This is a genomic window from Paenibacillus sp. FW126-R14 (genome assembly GCF_058789495.1).
The window spans coordinates 87,203-103,626 of the sequence record NZ_JBYTBS010000011.1; the positions used below are offsets into that span (position 1 = coordinate 87,203).

The following is a 16,424-nucleotide window of genomic DNA, read 5'->3' on the forward strand; positions in this document are numbered from 1 at the left end:
TATGCAGAATTTTAGATAGAATTCGATGTTTTTCGATATTCATTGGGGGTAATGCCCTCTAATTTTTTGAAAACCTTGCTGAAATATTTTTCGTCCTGATATCCAACCATTTCGGCCACTTGGGAAATCCGAAGATGCGGGTTGCGTAGGAGCACTTTCGCTTTGCTCATGCGGATTTGACCTAAATAATCGGAAAGATTAACCTCGAATTCCTGCTTGAATTTGCGGGAAATATACTCGCGGCTCAGAAAAAAACGGCCTGCTATATCCTGCAGCGTCACATCTTCGTGATAATGCTTTTCGAGATATTCGGCAATTTCAAAAATAACATTTTTGTCCTTTTGTTGATTTTCGAGCAGCAGTTTGGACATGTGTACAATACTGCGGGTAAGCTCTTGCTGCCATTGGGACAGGGACAGAATCCCATGCTCGTCCAGCGGGACGATGACGCTGGCAGGCTCGTCGGACAGCACCTGCTTTACTTTGTCTTCGCTGGCGCCGGAGAAGAACTGTTGGACAAAGCGCCGTTTCATCACGCTGAATTCCCGCCACCAATGGTCGAGCTGTTCCAGCGTGATGACGTCGCTCTGCTTGACGGAATCCATCCACTGCGAAATGGCTTCCTCAATTTGCCCGCTGCTGCCGCTGCGAATGGCGAGGTTGATCTTCTCTTCATAGTGGCTGAACATCAAAGACGGTTGAGGCGACTTAACCGGGTTCTGCATGCTATGAATCCACGTGTCTTTGGCTTTGAGGTTGCGCTTTCTAAGCGCATCGCGCGCTTCTTGATAGGACGAGGTCACATCAGCCGGGAAGGCGTGAATGCGTCCGATCCCAAAATCAACACGGGCGTGCAGCGTCGTGCGCATCCCTTCATTAATTTTCTCAAGAAAAGCCTCGGCGACCGGCAAATCCTTCCACAGCAGCAAGACGATTTCAGTTTCGCTGTGCCAATGGCGGAAAGCGTAGCCGCGTCCATCCGTTGTGAGAAATTCATTGCAAATATTGATCAGGGAGAAAAACAACAGATCCATGTTCTGGCTGAATTTATTTTTCACGCTTCGTTCCATCGTATCAAGAGATAGAATGGCAACGCGGCATTCGCCAACGCTGCGCGATAAATTCAGCTCTTTGTCGAGCTGTTCAGCATTGCCTTCGTAAGTGGCCGGCTCGGCAATCATCCCGGAGAGGAGCTTGTCCCAATACATCGGCTTAATGGTATTCATTTCAATATTGAGCTCGCGGTTGGTTTGACGGAACTCTTCCTCTTTGTTCCAAGCCTGAATCGCTTTATCCAGCGCCTCGTTCAACTGGTCGGGATCAACGGGCTTTAGAATATAATCGGTTCCTCCATACTTCAAGGTATGGCGCAGCAAAGAGAAATCGTCATGCCCGCTGATGACAATCGTCTTGGAGTCCGGCGCATTCGCCTGCAGCCATTCAAGCAGCTTCACGCCGTTCATGATGGGCATCATCATATCGGTCATAATAATTTCCGGGCGATGCCGGGCAATCAGCTCGGTGGCACTTTCGCCATCCGGCGCTTCAAGAATCGTATCGATGCCGTGCTGCTGCCAATTGACAAGCAGACGGATGGCGTCACGTACATGTTTCTCATCGTCGACAAGTAATACTTTCATTAGATAGCTCCCTTATTCATCGGTATATGGATGACGATCCTTAGACCCCGGGGCTGTGCATGTTCAATCTCAAGAGCAGCATCATCGGTGAAATACAATTTTACTCTGGTTAATACATTGCTTAGCCCAATACAGGCTTCATTGCCAGTCGAAGGGGCCTGAAGCCTGTTTCTCATTTCGCGCAGCCGCGCATCGGTGACGCCAACTCCATTATCCTCTACAACCAACTGTAAAAAATCATACCCTTCAGCGGATTGTATCGTCGCTTGAATGCGCAGCAGCCCAACATCATCTGCACTTGGCTTAAAGCCATGTTTGAAATAGTTTTCGACAAGCGGCTGCAGAATCATCTTGGGCACGGACAGTGCTTTGGTTTCTTCTTCGACCTCATAGACGATATGGAATTGATGCTCGAACCGCTGCTTTTGCAGCTCCAGATAGGCTTTGACATGATCAAGCTCCTTGCCTAAGGGAACGACGGATTCGTTCGTATTCATGCTGTAATGCATCATTTTGGCGAGGGAGGCGATTAATGCATAAACCTTCGGCGCATCGTGCTGCAAAGCCAGCGTCCCGATGGATTGCAGCGCATTATTCAAGAAATGCGGATTGATTTGTGCTTGCAGTGCCATCAGTTGATTGGACTTGTTCGCAAGCTCCAAGCGATATTCGCGCATGACCATTTGATTCAAGTCCTGCATAAGGCCATGGAAACGATTGGCGAGAATGCCCATTTCGTCCGTCCGCGTCAGTTCAATGTCTTTATGCATTTGGCCGAGCTGAACCTGCCCCGCCTGAATGCGTGTAATATAACGAATTAATTGTTTAATAGGCGCTGTAAAGCGAATGGAGATGAAGATCGTTCCCCCAATAACAATTAACATGAAAAAGGTCAAGATAAGAGAGTTGATCAACGTCAACTGCTTGGCGTTTTTCGTTAATTGCGCGTACGGGAGGCGTTTGACCATCGTCCAGCTGACATAGTCAGTTTTCATTTTTTCGTAAACATTTATGCCCGCGTAGGCCCCTTTGCTCCACTCATAGGACCCTTTCTCAAGCGTGCTGTGAATGGCCTCATCTCCCCAGTTACCTTCCAGCAATTTTCCCCATTTCGAAGGATCGGGACCGAAAACAATATAGCCCGCATCATCCAAAATGTACAGTTCTTCCTCGTCATGGGTGTACAGGTTTTGGGAAATCTCGGAAATAAGGTCCAAATGAAGATCGATAATGAGCTCTCCGATGGATGTGTTATTCGGCGAATACATCAGCTTGCGATGCATAGACAGGACAGGGGTTGGAGCAGAATACACGTTAAGTGCAATATTGTAATTGTGGCTTAGATGGGTGGTCTCAAAATAAACCGTTTTGTCTTCCGGAAAAGGGCGCAGAGACTCATATTTGCCGGTCGTGCTTCCTTGAAAATCGTTGCTGGATAAGAAGGACCGGTCGCTGACGGAAGCGTATAAGTAGACTTGTTTGAACTCCTTAACGGCATGCGACATGACTTGCAGTCCGCTCTTGATGACTTTATCGCTCATATAGTCGATCTCGCGTTCGCGCTCCAGGATGTCGTATAATTGTCCGAGTTCAGACAAATGCTGTCCCGTATAAATGGTTGCAGATGTTTGAACAACCCCGTTTAAATAGTTTAATATATTCAATTTTGCTTGAGAGATCAGGGCAGAATTGTTCGTGATGGTGTCTTCGGTGACTTTTCCCTTCGTGAATAAATAGGAGACAACGATGGAGGTTATGAACGGAACGAGCGTCGCGATCAGCAAAAAAAGGATCAGTTTATTGCGTATACTATGACGGAACATGTCGAATCAACTCAGTTTCTTCGTGGACTTTTCACCCTATATTGTAGCAGTAGAGGTCAACAAATTCCACCTAATGCATCACGATAATCTGTGTTTCATCAGGGTAAAGGCTTTTATACTATAGGTTATAGTTACCTAATCGTAAGGGGGAAATTCCCATGAAACAGAGCAAAGGGTTATCAGGATTATTACAGCAGTGGGTATTCATCGGACCTGCGTTCCTATTTTTTGCCCTCATTGTTGTAGCTCCTTTTCTCATGAGCATTTATTATTCATTTACAGAGTGGAACGGTGTCACGACAAGCGTGAAGTTCAACGGCTTGGACAATTTTAAGCACCTTCTCTTTAATGACACAGATTACCGCAATGCGTTCTGGTTCACCACGAGGATTACCGTGACAGATGTGATCCTTACGAACGTTGTCGGCTTCCTGCTGGCTCTTCTGCTGACGCAAGCATTGAAAACGAGAAATGTGCTGCGCACGATTTTCTTCATGCCGAACGTTATCGGCGGACTTCTGCTCGGATTTATTTGGCAGTTTATTTTTGTAAAAGGATTCGGAACGCTCGGCGAGTTGACGAACTGGAGCTTCTTTCAACTGCCTTGGCTGGGCGACGCTCCTACCGCATTCTGGGGGATTGCCATCGTGAGTATTTGGCAGGGTGCCGGATACTTAATGATCATTTATATCGCGGCGCTATCGAATGTGCCCAAAGATATGGTGGAAGCTGCGTATATTGACGGCGCTACCCGTTTTCAAGTACTCAAAAGCATTATTATTCCGCTCATTATGCCGGCGGTTACCGTATGTTTGTTCCTAACGATTTCATGGAATTTCAAAATGTTCGATCTGAACTTCTCCTTGACCAAAGGCGGACCGTTCAACTCGACGGAATCGGTGTCTATCAATATTTATCAAGAAGCGTTCCGCAATAACAACTATGGCTTAGGAACAGCGAAAGCGTTAGTATTCTTTATTGTAGTAGCCATTATTTCGACCATCCAAGTCATGTATACGAAACGCAAGGAGGTTGAAGTGTAATGGATGCAGTCAAAAAATATACAGGACGGTTATTCACACTTGAAGTGCTGGGTATCCTGATCGCTCTCTTATTTCTGGTTCCGTTCTATTTTGTCGTTGTCAACTCGCTGAAAACATTCCCGGAACTGGCTGCAAGCACAGCGAAGCTTCCGCAAAGCTTGTACTTTGATAACTACAAAAAAGTATGGACGATTATGAAATTCCCCAGCGCCTTCATGAATTCTTTGATCATTACGGTTTTCAGTAACGTAGGACTTGTCATCATCAGCTCCATGGCGGCGTATCGGATGGTGCGCAAGCCGAGCAAATTCAACAATTTGGTTTTCCTGGCTTTCGTAGCCGCGATGGTGATTCCGTTTCAATCCATCATGATTCCGTTGGTACGCGTTGCAAGTCAAGTCGGGCTGATGGACAGCAAATTGGGATTAATCATTTGTTATTTTGGTTTCGGTGTATCCCTTAACGTTTTCTTGTTCCATGGTTTTATTAAATCGATTCCTATGGAAATTGAAGAATCCGCTACGGTGGATGGTTGTTCGCCCTATGGCGTATTCTGGCGCATTGTTTTCCCGCTGCTGAAGCCGATGTCCACGACGGTCATTATTTTGAACAGCTTATGGATATGGAACGATTACTTGCTGCCTTCTCTGGTGTTAAACAGTCCCGGCTTGCGAACCATTCCTCTGGCGACATTCTCCTTCTTTGGACAGTACACGAAACAATGGGATTTGGCGCTGGCCGGCTTGACACTTGGCGTATTGCCGATCGTTATTTTCTTCCTCGCTATGCAGAAGCATATTGTTGAAGGGATTACCGCAGGTTCCGTAAAAGGGTGACAAAATTGTAAAGTGGTTCAAAATCTTCCACCTTTATGTTCAATATTCTCTGTGTTAAGGGCTTAAGAAAGTGTTTACAATAAACCTTGTGAACGGATGACGACGAGAGAAATGAATCCTCTGCTCGTGATCAGGTACGAAGAGTAAACAAAAAAAGGGAGGCTTTATCTTAATGAAAAAATTAACGATGATCAGTATGGCTACCGTACTTACATTATCCTTGGTTGCAGCTGGCTGCGGCAAGAAAGAAGAGACACCTGCGCCAACGGCTTCGGCGGGAGCAGCTACAACTACAACGCCTGCTCCGGCTGGCAAACCGGTTACAATTAAAATGTTCCAATTCAAAGTAGAAATTGCGGATCAATTGGGTAAATTGGTTGCAGAATATCAAAAATTGAATCCTAACGTGAAAATCCAAGTTGACACAGTCGGCGGCGGCGCGGACTATGGCGCAGCTTTGCTGGCGAAGTTCAACTCCGGCGACAAACCGGACATTTTCAACAACGGCGGCTTCTCCGATCTGGATAAATGGATCGATAACCTGGAAGATCTTTCCGATCAACCATGGGTGAACGATCTGGTCGACGTTGCGAAAGAGCCAATGACGAAAAACGGCAAAATTTACGGACAGCCGCTTAACCTTGAAGGATACGGCTTCCAATACAATAAAGATTTGTTCGCGCAAGCTGGTATCACGGAGCTGCCAAAAACACTTACACAGCTGGAAGATGCCGCTAAAAAGCTTCAAGCCAAAGGCATTACACCGTTTGAGAACGGCTATGGCGAGTGGTGGGTACTGGGTAACCACTTTGTGAACCTTCCATTTGCATACCAGAAAGATCCAAATGCTTTCATTGATGGTTTGAACAAAGGCACAGCGAAAATTCCAGGCAACGAACAATTCAACCAATGGGCGAAATTGTTTGATCTGACGCTGCAATACGGCAACAAAAACCCGCTGCAAACAGACTACAACACGCAAGTAACTGACTTTGCTACAGGCAAAGCGGCTATGACACAGCAAGGAAACTGGACACAAGTTCAAATTTCCAAAGCGAACCCGAATATCAAAATTGGCTTCTTGCCAATGCCGATCAGCGATGACGCTGCAACGAACGACAAATTGTTCGTAGGCGTACCTAACAACTGGGTAATCAACAAAAACTCCGCTGTGAAAGACGAAGCGAAGAAATTCCTGAACTGGATGGTAACTTCCGACACAGGTAAAAAATACATTACGGATGAATTCAAGTTCATTCCTGCGTTCAAATCCATTCCTGCTGACGAGAAAGTTCTTGGACCATTAGCAGCAGACATCATCTCTTACAGCAAAGCTGGTAAAACACTTAGCTGGAACTGGTTCAAATTCCCAGGCGGCGAAGCATCCAGTAAAAAATTCGGTGATATTATGCAAGGTTATGTCGCGAAGAAGTATACGAAGGATCAAATGCTGGATGAATTCCAGAAAACATGGGATAGCTTGAAGAAGTAACACCATAGTGGGTCGTAATAAAGCCTCAGCGCCAATGCTGGGGCTTTTTGCCGTTTAACAGAAAGAAATCGGGCTGTTACAATAAGGAGGACTGAGGAGCGGAGGGCTGCGATGAACGTAAGATTTAGGACTTGGCTGCAAAGCAGAGGCAATTCTCTGCCGCAAGAGAAAAGATTAACACGCGAAGCTGTAATTTCGCTCATTATTCATTCTACTTTTCAATTCGGCGCTTCCATGTCGGGTGTGTTTCTGAACTTATATCTTTGGCGATTAACACACAGCGTAGCCGTAAACGGAACGTACAGCATTATCGTTTACCTCCTGACACCGATTGGCTTTGCCATTGGCGGCTGGATGATCAAGAAGAAAGACAGAATGGTGTCCTACCGGCTTGGCATTATGCTGATCGGTCTATTTTATTTGAGTGTCATTATCGCTGGGGAAGCTCTCGTGAAATATTACATAGCGTTTGCCATTTTCAACGGGTTGGCAGGCGCATTTTATTGGGTAGGTTATTTAACGCTCATGTACGATGTATCTACCGAGCAGAACCGGATTCGATATCTCGCCTATAACATGATCTTCTTCACGATGGCCACATTAGCGGGACCTGCGCTTGCGGGATTTATTATTCGGTTAAAAGAAGGACTCAGCGGGTACACGATCGTATTCTCGATCGCCTTCTGCATGTTTCTCCTGGCGGCCCTCATTTCTTTGAAAATCAAAGCCTCCGGCGGGCATCACCGGGTGTATTATTTGAAGCTGACCGGCCTGATCATGAAGAAAGAAAAGGACTGGTTTAAGGCGCTGCTCGGTTTCTTCGGGATGGGCCTGCTCCAGGGCATCATGCTGTTCCTGCCGAATATCCTCTTGTTTAAGGTGATGCCGCGGGAAGATATTGTGGGGTACTTAGGCGTGCTCTACTCCAGTTTAAGCATTGTTATGGGGATGTTTATTTCCAAATATGCAAGGAGCAATAAATCCCGCTTGTATTTAGCGGTTTCGACGGTCGGTTATTTGGTCGGGGTTTCGTTTCTAATGGGAAGCATCACGCTCTGGTCGGTCGTAGGCTTTATGATTCTGTACTCCATTTTCTCCCCGCTGCAAGGCAACACGATGACGGGTTACTATTACGGACTCATCGCGAAACTGCCGCTCAAAGGCGAGTTGAAAGTAGAAAGCGTTGTCGTGCGGGAACTTTTCCTCAATATCGGCCGGGTGATTTCGATTTTTTGCTTCATTACATACGGGCGTGATTTGGATGGCGGGTTGATTCCGTGGATTCTCATGACCGCTGCCCTCACGCAATTTGCCTTAGTCTGGTCTGTTAAGAATCGGTAGAGGGAGCATGAAAGCGCCCTTACGAGGTTATCCTAGGGATAGATGACAGGAGAAGAGGGACTACAGGTTATGAAACAGTATGACAGTGTAATCGTCGGCGGAGGCATCGCCGGACTTCAGGCGGCCATCCAGCTCGGCAGATATGAGCATAAAGTGCTTGTTATTGATGCCGGATACGGCAGATCGACCTTGTGCAAAAGCTATCACAATTTACTGGGGTGGCCGGACGGCGTTTCGGGTGAAGAGCTCCGCAGGCTGGGCAGGCTGCAGGCCGAGAGGCTGGGGGTTGCTTTTGTCAAAGATGAAGTTGTACAAGCTGTAAACAAAGGCAAGCCAGGGGACGGTTTCGAATTGTGGGGGAAGTCGGGGAATGGATATGAAGCGCCGACACTGCTACTGGCGACCGGGCTTATGGATCGTATCCCTGAAATTCCAGGACTCAAGTCTTGCCTCGGCTTAACAATCTATGTCTGTCCGGACTGCGACGGCTATGAGATCCGAAATAAAACGACCATTGTGATGGGTTCAGGCGATGCCGGAGCGGGAATGGCGCTGAAGCTAAGGCTGAGGACGGATAAGCTGACTTACGTCAACCATGGACAATACGCTGTGAAATCGAGCCTTTTGAAAGAACTCAAGAAAAATGGAATTACCTACATAGCCGATGATATCGAAGAAGTTATTGCAGCGGAAAATGGCCTTTGTCAGGGCTTGGTGACGGTGAGCGGAAAACGGTTGGAAGCGGAGCGCGGCTTTATTGCTTTTGGCGGGAATGAAGTGAAATCGGATCTGGCCCGTCAGCTGGGAGCCGAACGCATGGAAAATCGGCATATCATAACAGATCCCCGTTCGAAAATGACCAGCGTACCGTTCCTGTGGGCAGCCGGCGACGTAGGCGTTCACGCCGAGCAGGTGACGATTGCCATGGGCGAGGGCGCGCAAGCTGCGATTTGGATGAACAAAGTGCTGCTTATGCTGAAAGAAGAGGCGAACGCCAACCGGGTGGTCGTCCGCTCTTAGGAAAGTTCAGTGGAGCTTGCGGAGGGAGAAAAGGCTGCGGTAACGTGTACGTAATCCGCCAGCGCTTTTTCCCCGAGCGGGGTAATGTGGTAGATACCGCGGCTTTGGCGTACGAACCACCGGTAGTAGTTTTTTTGCAGCAGGGAGCTGACGGCTTTGTTATTTGTCAGGTCACGCAGCTGGCGCGGACTGAGAGGTCCGTGCTCACGCATCAAATAGGCGCAGTGCAGCGATTTCTCACGGTAGGCGGTCATCAGCTTTTGCTGGGTGCTGCCACCTACATTGTAATCGCCGCTGCGTTCATGAAACTCGTTGACGACCCGCAAGGCCGCTCTTTTATTATGCCGCAGCGTATATGGCGTAGGCTCGCAGACAAGGTCGACTGCGGGCTTTTTGCGTTTGTAGAACTGAACGGTTAAGACGCCAAGTCCCAGCATGCGGCAGAGCCGCCGAATGTCCTCCCACTGCAGGCGATGCGGCGCTTTCCCTTTGTTCGGCAGCTCAAACGCGATATACACCTGCTCGGTTAGACGCAAACGGTCGATTCCTTGCACAAGGAGCGGGATGTTGAAGCTCTTTTTCAGTTCGACGACAATCGGAGGCTCGTCACCGCGAATGGCAACTAAGTCGCAATGCTTGACTTCCCCGCGAACGGCATAGCCGCGCTGCTCGAAATATTGCTTAACCGGAGCATACAGCTCCGTTTCGTTTTGGATGGGCATGGTGAAAATTCTCCCCCTACTTGGGATGAAGGCAGTCAGAATGTGTTTCATTATAGCACAGGTTTTGCTAGAATAGGGGAAGATGTGCTTGTACGTACATGTTGGGGTTGGTCTGAAGCGGGACTACCAAAGAAGTTGAAATACGAGTGATGGCGTAAGTGCGACTTATGCGTTTGGGATCAATAGGGAAGGGTGATGAGGGTGAGTGAGGTTTTGAATACTTGGCTTGGCCGCACGATGGATTGCGCATGCGGGCAGAGGCATGAAATTCCGATTCGGCGCATCGTCATTGAGCGAGATGCTTTGGGTCAGGTGGCCGGCTATGTGAAAGAAGCCGGCTACAGGGAAGTGACGCTTGTTGCGGACGAGAAGACGTACCAAGCTGCGGGGGCGAAGCTGCGAGACTATCTCGAAGCCGCGCAGGTCAAGGTCAGCATCAGCGTGATCCGCGAGAACGCGATGGGGGAAGTTGCCGCCGATGAGGAGGCGATCGTCCAAGCGCTGATGGACACGCCGTTAACGTCGGAAGCACTTGTTGCCGTGGGGGCGGGAACCCTGCACGACATCGTGCGCTTCGTCAGCCACCGCTCGAAGCGGCCGTTCTTGTCTGTGCCGACAGCGCCATCGGTGGACGGCTTCGCTTCTGTCGGCGCGCCGCTGATCGTGCGCGGCTTCAAGCAGACGATCCCTGCCAGCGCGCCGGAGGCGATCTTCGCCGACCTTACCCTGCTCGCCGAGGCGCCGCAAGCGATGATCGCGGCCGGCCTCGGCGACATGCTCGGCAAGCACACCTCGCTCGCGGACTGGGCGCTGGGCCGCGTGCTGCTTGACGAGCACTACTGCGAGCTCAGCGCGCAGTTGACGCTGGAAGCCGTGGAGCTGTGCACGGCTCATTTGGACGAGATCGCGCAGCGCACGGATCTCGGCTTGTTGAAGCTGATGGAAGGCCTGCTGCTGTCCGGCCTTTCCATGCTCTTGGTCGGCCACTCCCGGCCGGCCTCGGGGGCAGAGCACCATCTCTCCCACTATTGGGAGATGGTGCTCCTGCAGCAGCGCCGCAGGGCGCTGCTGCACGGCGCGAAGGTCGGCGTCGCGACCGTGCTGATGGCGCAGCGCTATGCGTCGCTGCGGGATGTCACGGCCGCTGAGGCCGCTGCGCGCCTAGCGCAAAGCCAGGCCCCAAGCCAGCAGACGGATGCGCAGCGCATCCGCGGGGCCTATGGGGCCATGGCAGAGCAGGTCATCGCCGAGAATTTTCCGGCGGATGGCGCGGTTGTCGATAGCGAAGCGCTGAAGGCGCGCATCGCTTCGAGGTGGGGCGATGTGCAAGCCATCGCCCGCGCGGTCCCTGCACCCGAACAGCTCATCGCGTGGCTCGGAGCTGTGCAGGGACCGCTGACGCCCGAGCAGCTCGGCGTGGAGCCTGAGCTGGTGGAGGCGTCTTGGAAGGATGCGCTGTTCGTGCGCAACCGGTTCACGATTTTGCGCCTATTGCGGCTCTTATAGGAGCTAATGACAACGATCCTCTCCTGTTCTGGAGAGGATTTTTTTGTGCTGGGCTTTGGGACTTCCTCCAGCCTATTACAAAGGTAGTGTTGAACCTGAAACGTGCAAAATGTTAAAAAAATACAGTTGTATCGTAAAAAACTGCAGCTAGTTTTTCCCGCAAGAGGGTTATGATAGAACCGTTCAAGGATTGTAAGCGCGTACATAGCAGATTCCTTGAATCAGATCAGATTCTAAACAGAGAGGAGGATGGATAATACCAAGCAGCACGATCTGGGTTCTCAGTAAACGACCCGTGCAATGTCAGTAAACTTAGGGTTGATAAGGAGGAAAGTATGTGATGAAAAAAAATTTCAAAATGATGGTAGCCAGCGTAACGCTCCTGTCTACGATTGCCGTTGCAACAACCGTATATGCAGCCACGGTTACCATTAACTCCGATGGTCCCAATACAGGGTTGAGTGCGCTTGCCATTTTCCAGCAATATTTCGGACCGGATCCGATCGATGGCCCCACGGATTCGGGACACTTGTATGAATCTACTTCTACGCATGTAGGCAATGTGTTTCAATTCAAGGCAGGCACTTCTTCGGATACCGCTGTATTAGACGGCAGCAATACCGACAGGCAGCGTATTGAGGTTAAAGCATACAAGAGCTCACCTAGCAATGTAACGGCAACGAACGGGCAGACAACGACATACAAATGGCAGTTTAGAGCGGTTAGTCCCTATCCGATGCCTCCGGCAGGGAATTTCCATCATATTTTTCAGCTTAAGGCTCAAGACGGCGATGATGGTGCGCCGATTTTGACTTTTTCATTGGAAGGAGGGTACCTGAAATTCAGGCATAGCCCGATCGGAGCAACCATGGATCAAGTAGAAACGTTAGCCCAAACTTCTTTCTCCAACATCGACGGCCAATGGGTGGAAGCATCCGTTACGGTGAAACATACGGATAGCGGAGCGATTACTATGACTCTCAAAAAATTGGACGGTACCGTGCTGATGTCCTATAGCGGCACGAAGGATAATTGGAGAGAAGGAGCCACTATCAATCGTCCCAAATGGGGTATTTACCGTAAGATTTATACGGATATGCCGGAAGCAAAAATTCAGTTTGCCAATTTCCAAATCACAAAATAACGGCATGTTGATTTTTTGGATGGCGTTCACTCTTTGAGTGAACGCTTTTTGCATCATGAAACACCGTGAACGAAGGGTGGCGCTTGGCATTGTGGAGGGGAAAGTACGGAATTTTTGTCCTAGCAGGGGCGGCTATACAGATAAAAAGTGTAAAAAATCACAACCCCGCTAAATTTTTGCCATCCCTCAAAAAGGAATTGTTTTCTATACTTGTAGCGAATGCATGTCGAAGGGACTCATCGCGGGAAAGTCAGCGAGATACAAATTGCTTATATTGGCGGAGGCTCTATGTACTGGGCGAAAAATCTGATTGCCGATCTGGCGCTGGATGAGCAGCTGTCTGGGACAATCCGGTTGTATGACCTGGATTATGCCAAGGCTCAAAATAACGAGAAACTAGGCAACTCGGTTTCCGAATATGCCGAAGTCAAGTCCAAATGGACATATAAGGCTTATCCATCGCTGAAGGAGGCGTTAAGCGGGTGTGATTTTGTGTTCATTTCGATACTTCCCGGAACGTTCCGCGAGATGCAATCGGATGTTCATGAGCCGGAGAAATATGGCATTTACCAAGCGGTAGGCGATACTACCGGACCTGGGGGGCTGGTTAGGGCACTGCGGACGATTCCTATGTACGTAGAAATTGCTCAGGCTATTGAGCGCTTTTCGCCGGATGCCTGGGTGTTTAATTATACAAACCCGATGGCGCTCTGCACGCGGACGCTCTACGAAGTTTTTCCTAACATCAAGGCGCTGGGCTGCTGCCATGAAATTTTTGGCACACAAGGGCTTTTGATTCGCATGCTGCGTGACATGGAAGGCTTGGAAGGTGTTCAACGGGACGATGTGAAGGTGAATGTGCTGGGCATTAATCATTTTACATGGATTGATCAAGCCACGTATCAACAGATGGATTTGCTTCCCATGTACCGGAAGTTTGTCGATAAGTACTATGAATCAGGCTTTGAGCACAACAAAGATGCCTGGATGACGAACACATACACAGCCGCCAACCGTGTGAAGTTCGATTTGTTCCGGCGCTATGGCATTATTGCGGCAGCAGGAGATCGCCATTTGGCAGAGTTTATGCCTCCTTGGTATATGAAAGACCCGGAAACGGTCCGTTTTTGGAAATTTGGATTAACGACGGTCGCAAGCCGTGTCGAGAAGCACGCTGCCACTGAGCTTTATTACGGCAAGCTGCTGAGCGGAGAGGAGAAATTGCCGCTGAAGGCGTCGGGAGAGGAAGAAGTGAGACAGCTCAAAGGTTTGATCGGTCTGCAAACTTTTGTGACCAATGTCAACGTTCCGAACGTGGGGCAAATGAAGGGCATTCCACTCGGAGCTGTTGTCGAGACGAACGCTGTATTTTCAGCGAACAGTTTGCGCCCTGTCTATGCAGGAGAGCTTCCGCTTGCTGTTAACAACTTGGTGCTGCAGCATACGGGGAATCAGGAACTCATTTTAAAAGCTGCGCTTCAAAAGGATAAAGCATTAGCGTTCAATGCGTTCGTGAACGATCCGCTTGTGAATATCGATGTGAAGCAGGCTGAGGCGCTGTTCGATCGGATGCTGCAGAATACGAAAGCGTATTTGCCGGGATGGAACATCTAATTAAATGCAAAGAAAGGAGCTGCGGGATATGGGGATTAGTTATGATCCGAAGTCGCAAATCTTCCATCTTCAGGGGAAGTCATCCAGCTATGTGATGCAGTTGGTTAAATCCAAATATTTGGCGCACGTTCATTGGGGACGGCAGGTGCGCGGAAGCAATCTTGGGGGCTTGCTCGCTATTCGGCGCCGCTGCTCATTTTCCCCGTCTACGGACCCGAACGACTTAGCGCTGTCGCTAGACACGCTGCCGCAGGAATTTCCGGCGTACGGGGGCAGTGATTTTCGCGTGCCGGCGTATCAAGTTCAAGTGGATGACGGAACGACCGTCAGCGAGCTTATTTATGAATCTCACCGGATCTACGCGGGCAAACCGCGGTTGGAGGGGCTGCCGGCTACTTATGTGGAAGACGACAGCGAAGCGGAGAGCCTCGATATCGTTCTGGCGGATGCAGCGATCGGTCTGAAAGCCGTTCTTACCTATACGGTATTCCGGGAGCATGATGCGGTTTCCCGGTCCGTTCGGTTCATCAACACCGGGAATCGCTCCTTGAAGCTGCTTAGAGCCTTAAGCTTCGGCATTGATCTGCCCCATTCCGACTTCGATATGTTGCACTTGTCGGGCACATGGGCGCGCGAGCGTCATATCGAAAGACGTCCTATTGCAACAGGCGGGTCTGTGATTGAGAGCCGCCGGGGAAGCAGCAGCCATTCGCTTAACCCGTTTATGGCGCTGCTGTCCAAGCAGGCGGATGAAGATCAAGGAGAGGTCTATGGCTTCAGTCTTGTGTATAGCGGAAGTTTTGCGGCACAAGCGGAGGTAGATCCTTACGGAACAACCCGTGTCGTGATGGGGATCAACGCATTCGATTTTTGTTGGCTGTTGGAGGCGGGACAATCGTTCCAATCGCCCGAGGCGGTCCTTGTTTTCTCGGCGGAAGGTATTGGCGGGATGTCGCGCACGTATCATAAGCTGTACCGCACACGGCTATGCCGTGGGGAGTTTCGGGACCGTCACAGACCGATTCTCATCAACAATTGGGAAGCGACCTATTTCAACTTCAACGCGGATAAAATCGAAGCGCTTGCCAAGGCCGGAAAGGAGCTCGGTTTAGAGCTTCTCGTTCTGGACGACGGCTGGTTCGGCAAGCGGGACAATGATAAAAGCTCACTCGGAGATTGGTTCGTCGACCGCAACAAACTGCCTGAGGGCTTGCCGGACTTGGTTAGCCGTGTGAATCGGCACGATCTGGCTTTCGGTCTATGGTTTGAACCGGAAATGGTATCTCCTGACAGCGACTTGTACCGGGCTCATCCCGACTGGTGTCTGCACGTGCCCGGACGGCGCAGGACGGAAGCAAGGCAGCAGCTGGTGCTTGATTATTCACGTGAGGATGTGAGGGATTACATCGTTACGGTCATGACGGATATTCTTGCAAGCTGCCCTATCGCCTATGTCAAATGGGATATGAACCGCAATATGACGGAAATCGGCTCCGCTCACCTTCCGCCGGAGCGTCAGCGGGAGACGGCTCACCGCTATATGCTTGGTCTCTACGAGGTGATGGAGCGGATAACGTCCGCATTCCCGAACGTGCTGTTCGAAAGCTGCTCCGGCGGCGGCGGGCGGTTTGATCCCGGCATGCTCTACTACATGCCGCAGACATGGACGAGTGACAATACGGATGCCGTGGAACGATTGAAAATTCAATATGGCACAAGCATCGTATATCCGGTCAGCGCGATGGGAGCGCACGTTTCCGCGATTCCGAATCATCAAGTGCATCGGACGACGCCTCTGGAGATGCGGGGACATGCGGCCATGTCGGGCAATTTCGGCTACGAGCTGGATTTGACGGCTTTTACAGAGATGGAAAAGGAAGCGGTGAAGCGTCAAGTTGCGCTTTATAAGCAGCTGCGTCCACTGATTCAATTCGGAGATTTTTACCGGCTCAGCAGTCCTTTTCAAGGTGTTGACGCCGCATGGATGTTTGTGTCAGAAGACCGGAAGGAAGCGCTGGTCGCTTATTTTCAAGTGCTGGCTGAGCCGAATGCTCCGCTTAAGAAGCTGAGACTGAAGGGCTTGGAGGCAGGAGGCAACTATCATTTGTACGAGGCAGATGCACCTGACGAGATGGAAGCGGCCTGCTTCGGAGGCGACGAATTAATGCATATAGGACTGAATTTACCGATCTGGAAAGGCGATTTCCGAAGCCGCCTTTACCGTTTGAAAATGGAGGAGTAGC

At 49.9% G+C, this 16,424-nt stretch carries 12 protein-coding genes; 9 read left to right on the forward strand and 3 right to left on the reverse strand.

The genetic code is table 11. The features are described from left to right. Positions 1-11: 11 nt before the first annotated feature. Positions 12-1,640, reverse strand: a complete 1,629-nt coding sequence (locus AC3WRW_RS10555) for a response regulator (protein WP_492546265.1) — start codon at positions 1,638-1,640, stop codon at positions 12-14. After that, on the reverse strand, positions 1,640-3,463 hold the full coding sequence (locus AC3WRW_RS10560; RefSeq protein ID WP_492546266.1) for a cache domain-containing sensor histidine kinase: 1,824 nt from the start codon (positions 3,461-3,463) through the stop codon (positions 1,640-1,642). Before AC3WRW_RS10560 ends, AC3WRW_RS10555 begins: the two co-directional genes overlap by 1 nt. 158 nt (positions 3,464-3,621) lie before the next feature. On the opposite strand from AC3WRW_RS10560, the gene AC3WRW_RS10565 reads away from it, so the two are divergent. The 5 genes from AC3WRW_RS10565 (at position 3,622) to AC3WRW_RS10585 (ending at position 9,195) form a co-directional block, all read left to right on the forward strand. Continuing rightward, positions 3,622-4,506 carry a carbohydrate ABC transporter permease gene (locus AC3WRW_RS10565; protein ID WP_492546267.1) on the forward strand — a complete coding sequence of 295 codons (885 nt, stop codon included), beginning with the start codon at positions 3,622-3,624 and terminating at the stop codon, positions 4,504-4,506. Further along, positions 4,506-5,342 carry a carbohydrate ABC transporter permease gene (locus AC3WRW_RS10570; RefSeq protein WP_492546268.1) on the forward strand — a complete coding sequence of 279 codons (837 nt, stop codon included), beginning with the start codon at positions 4,506-4,508 and terminating at the stop codon, positions 5,340-5,342. Before AC3WRW_RS10565 ends, AC3WRW_RS10570 begins: the two co-directional genes overlap by 1 nt. Before the next feature lie 172 nt (positions 5,343-5,514). Further along, entirely contained in the window at positions 5,515-6,834 is a 1,320-nt protein-coding gene (locus AC3WRW_RS10575) for an ABC transporter substrate-binding protein (protein WP_492546269.1), read from the forward strand. 111 nt (positions 6,835-6,945) lie between these two features. Next, entirely contained in the window at positions 6,946-8,175 is a 1,230-nt protein-coding gene (locus AC3WRW_RS10580; RefSeq protein ID WP_492546270.1) for an MFS transporter, read from the forward strand. Between the two features lie 42 nt (positions 8,176-8,217). Next, positions 8,218-9,195, forward strand: coding sequence for an NAD(P)/FAD-dependent oxidoreductase (locus AC3WRW_RS10585; RefSeq protein WP_492546271.1), 978 nt, complete (start codon positions 8,218-8,220; stop codon positions 9,193-9,195). On the opposite strand, the gene AC3WRW_RS10590 is transcribed toward AC3WRW_RS10585, so the two are convergent. Then, positions 9,192-9,917 carry a DUF2161 domain-containing phosphodiesterase gene (locus AC3WRW_RS10590; protein WP_492546272.1) on the reverse strand — a complete coding sequence of 242 codons (726 nt, stop codon included), beginning with the start codon at positions 9,915-9,917 and terminating at the stop codon, positions 9,192-9,194. The genes AC3WRW_RS10585 and AC3WRW_RS10590 overlap by 4 nt on opposite strands. A gap of 213 nt (positions 9,918-10,130) precedes the next feature. Here AC3WRW_RS10590 and AC3WRW_RS10595 point away from each other — a divergent pair, with 213 nt between their 5' ends. The 4 genes from AC3WRW_RS10595 (at position 10,131) to AC3WRW_RS10610 (ending at position 16,423) form a co-directional block, all read left to right on the forward strand. After that, positions 10,131-11,423, forward strand: a complete 1,293-nt coding sequence (locus tag AC3WRW_RS10595) for a sn-glycerol-1-phosphate dehydrogenase (protein WP_492546273.1) — start codon at positions 10,131-10,133, stop codon at positions 11,421-11,423. A gap of 340 nt (positions 11,424-11,763) precedes the next feature. Next, positions 11,764-12,567, forward strand: coding sequence for a heparin lyase I family protein (locus AC3WRW_RS10600; RefSeq protein ID WP_492546274.1), 804 nt, complete (start codon positions 11,764-11,766; stop codon positions 12,565-12,567). A gap of 219 nt (positions 12,568-12,786) precedes the next feature. After that, a complete protein-coding gene (locus AC3WRW_RS10605) occupies positions 12,787-14,181 on the forward strand; it encodes a family 4 glycosyl hydrolase (RefSeq protein ID WP_492546275.1) in 1,395 nt (464 codons plus the stop codon). Positions 14,182-14,209: 28 nt separating this feature from the next. After that, positions 14,210-16,423, forward strand: a complete 2,214-nt coding sequence (locus AC3WRW_RS10610; RefSeq protein WP_492546276.1) for an alpha-galactosidase — start codon at positions 14,210-14,212, stop codon at positions 16,421-16,423. Position 16,424 lies beyond the last annotated feature (1 nt).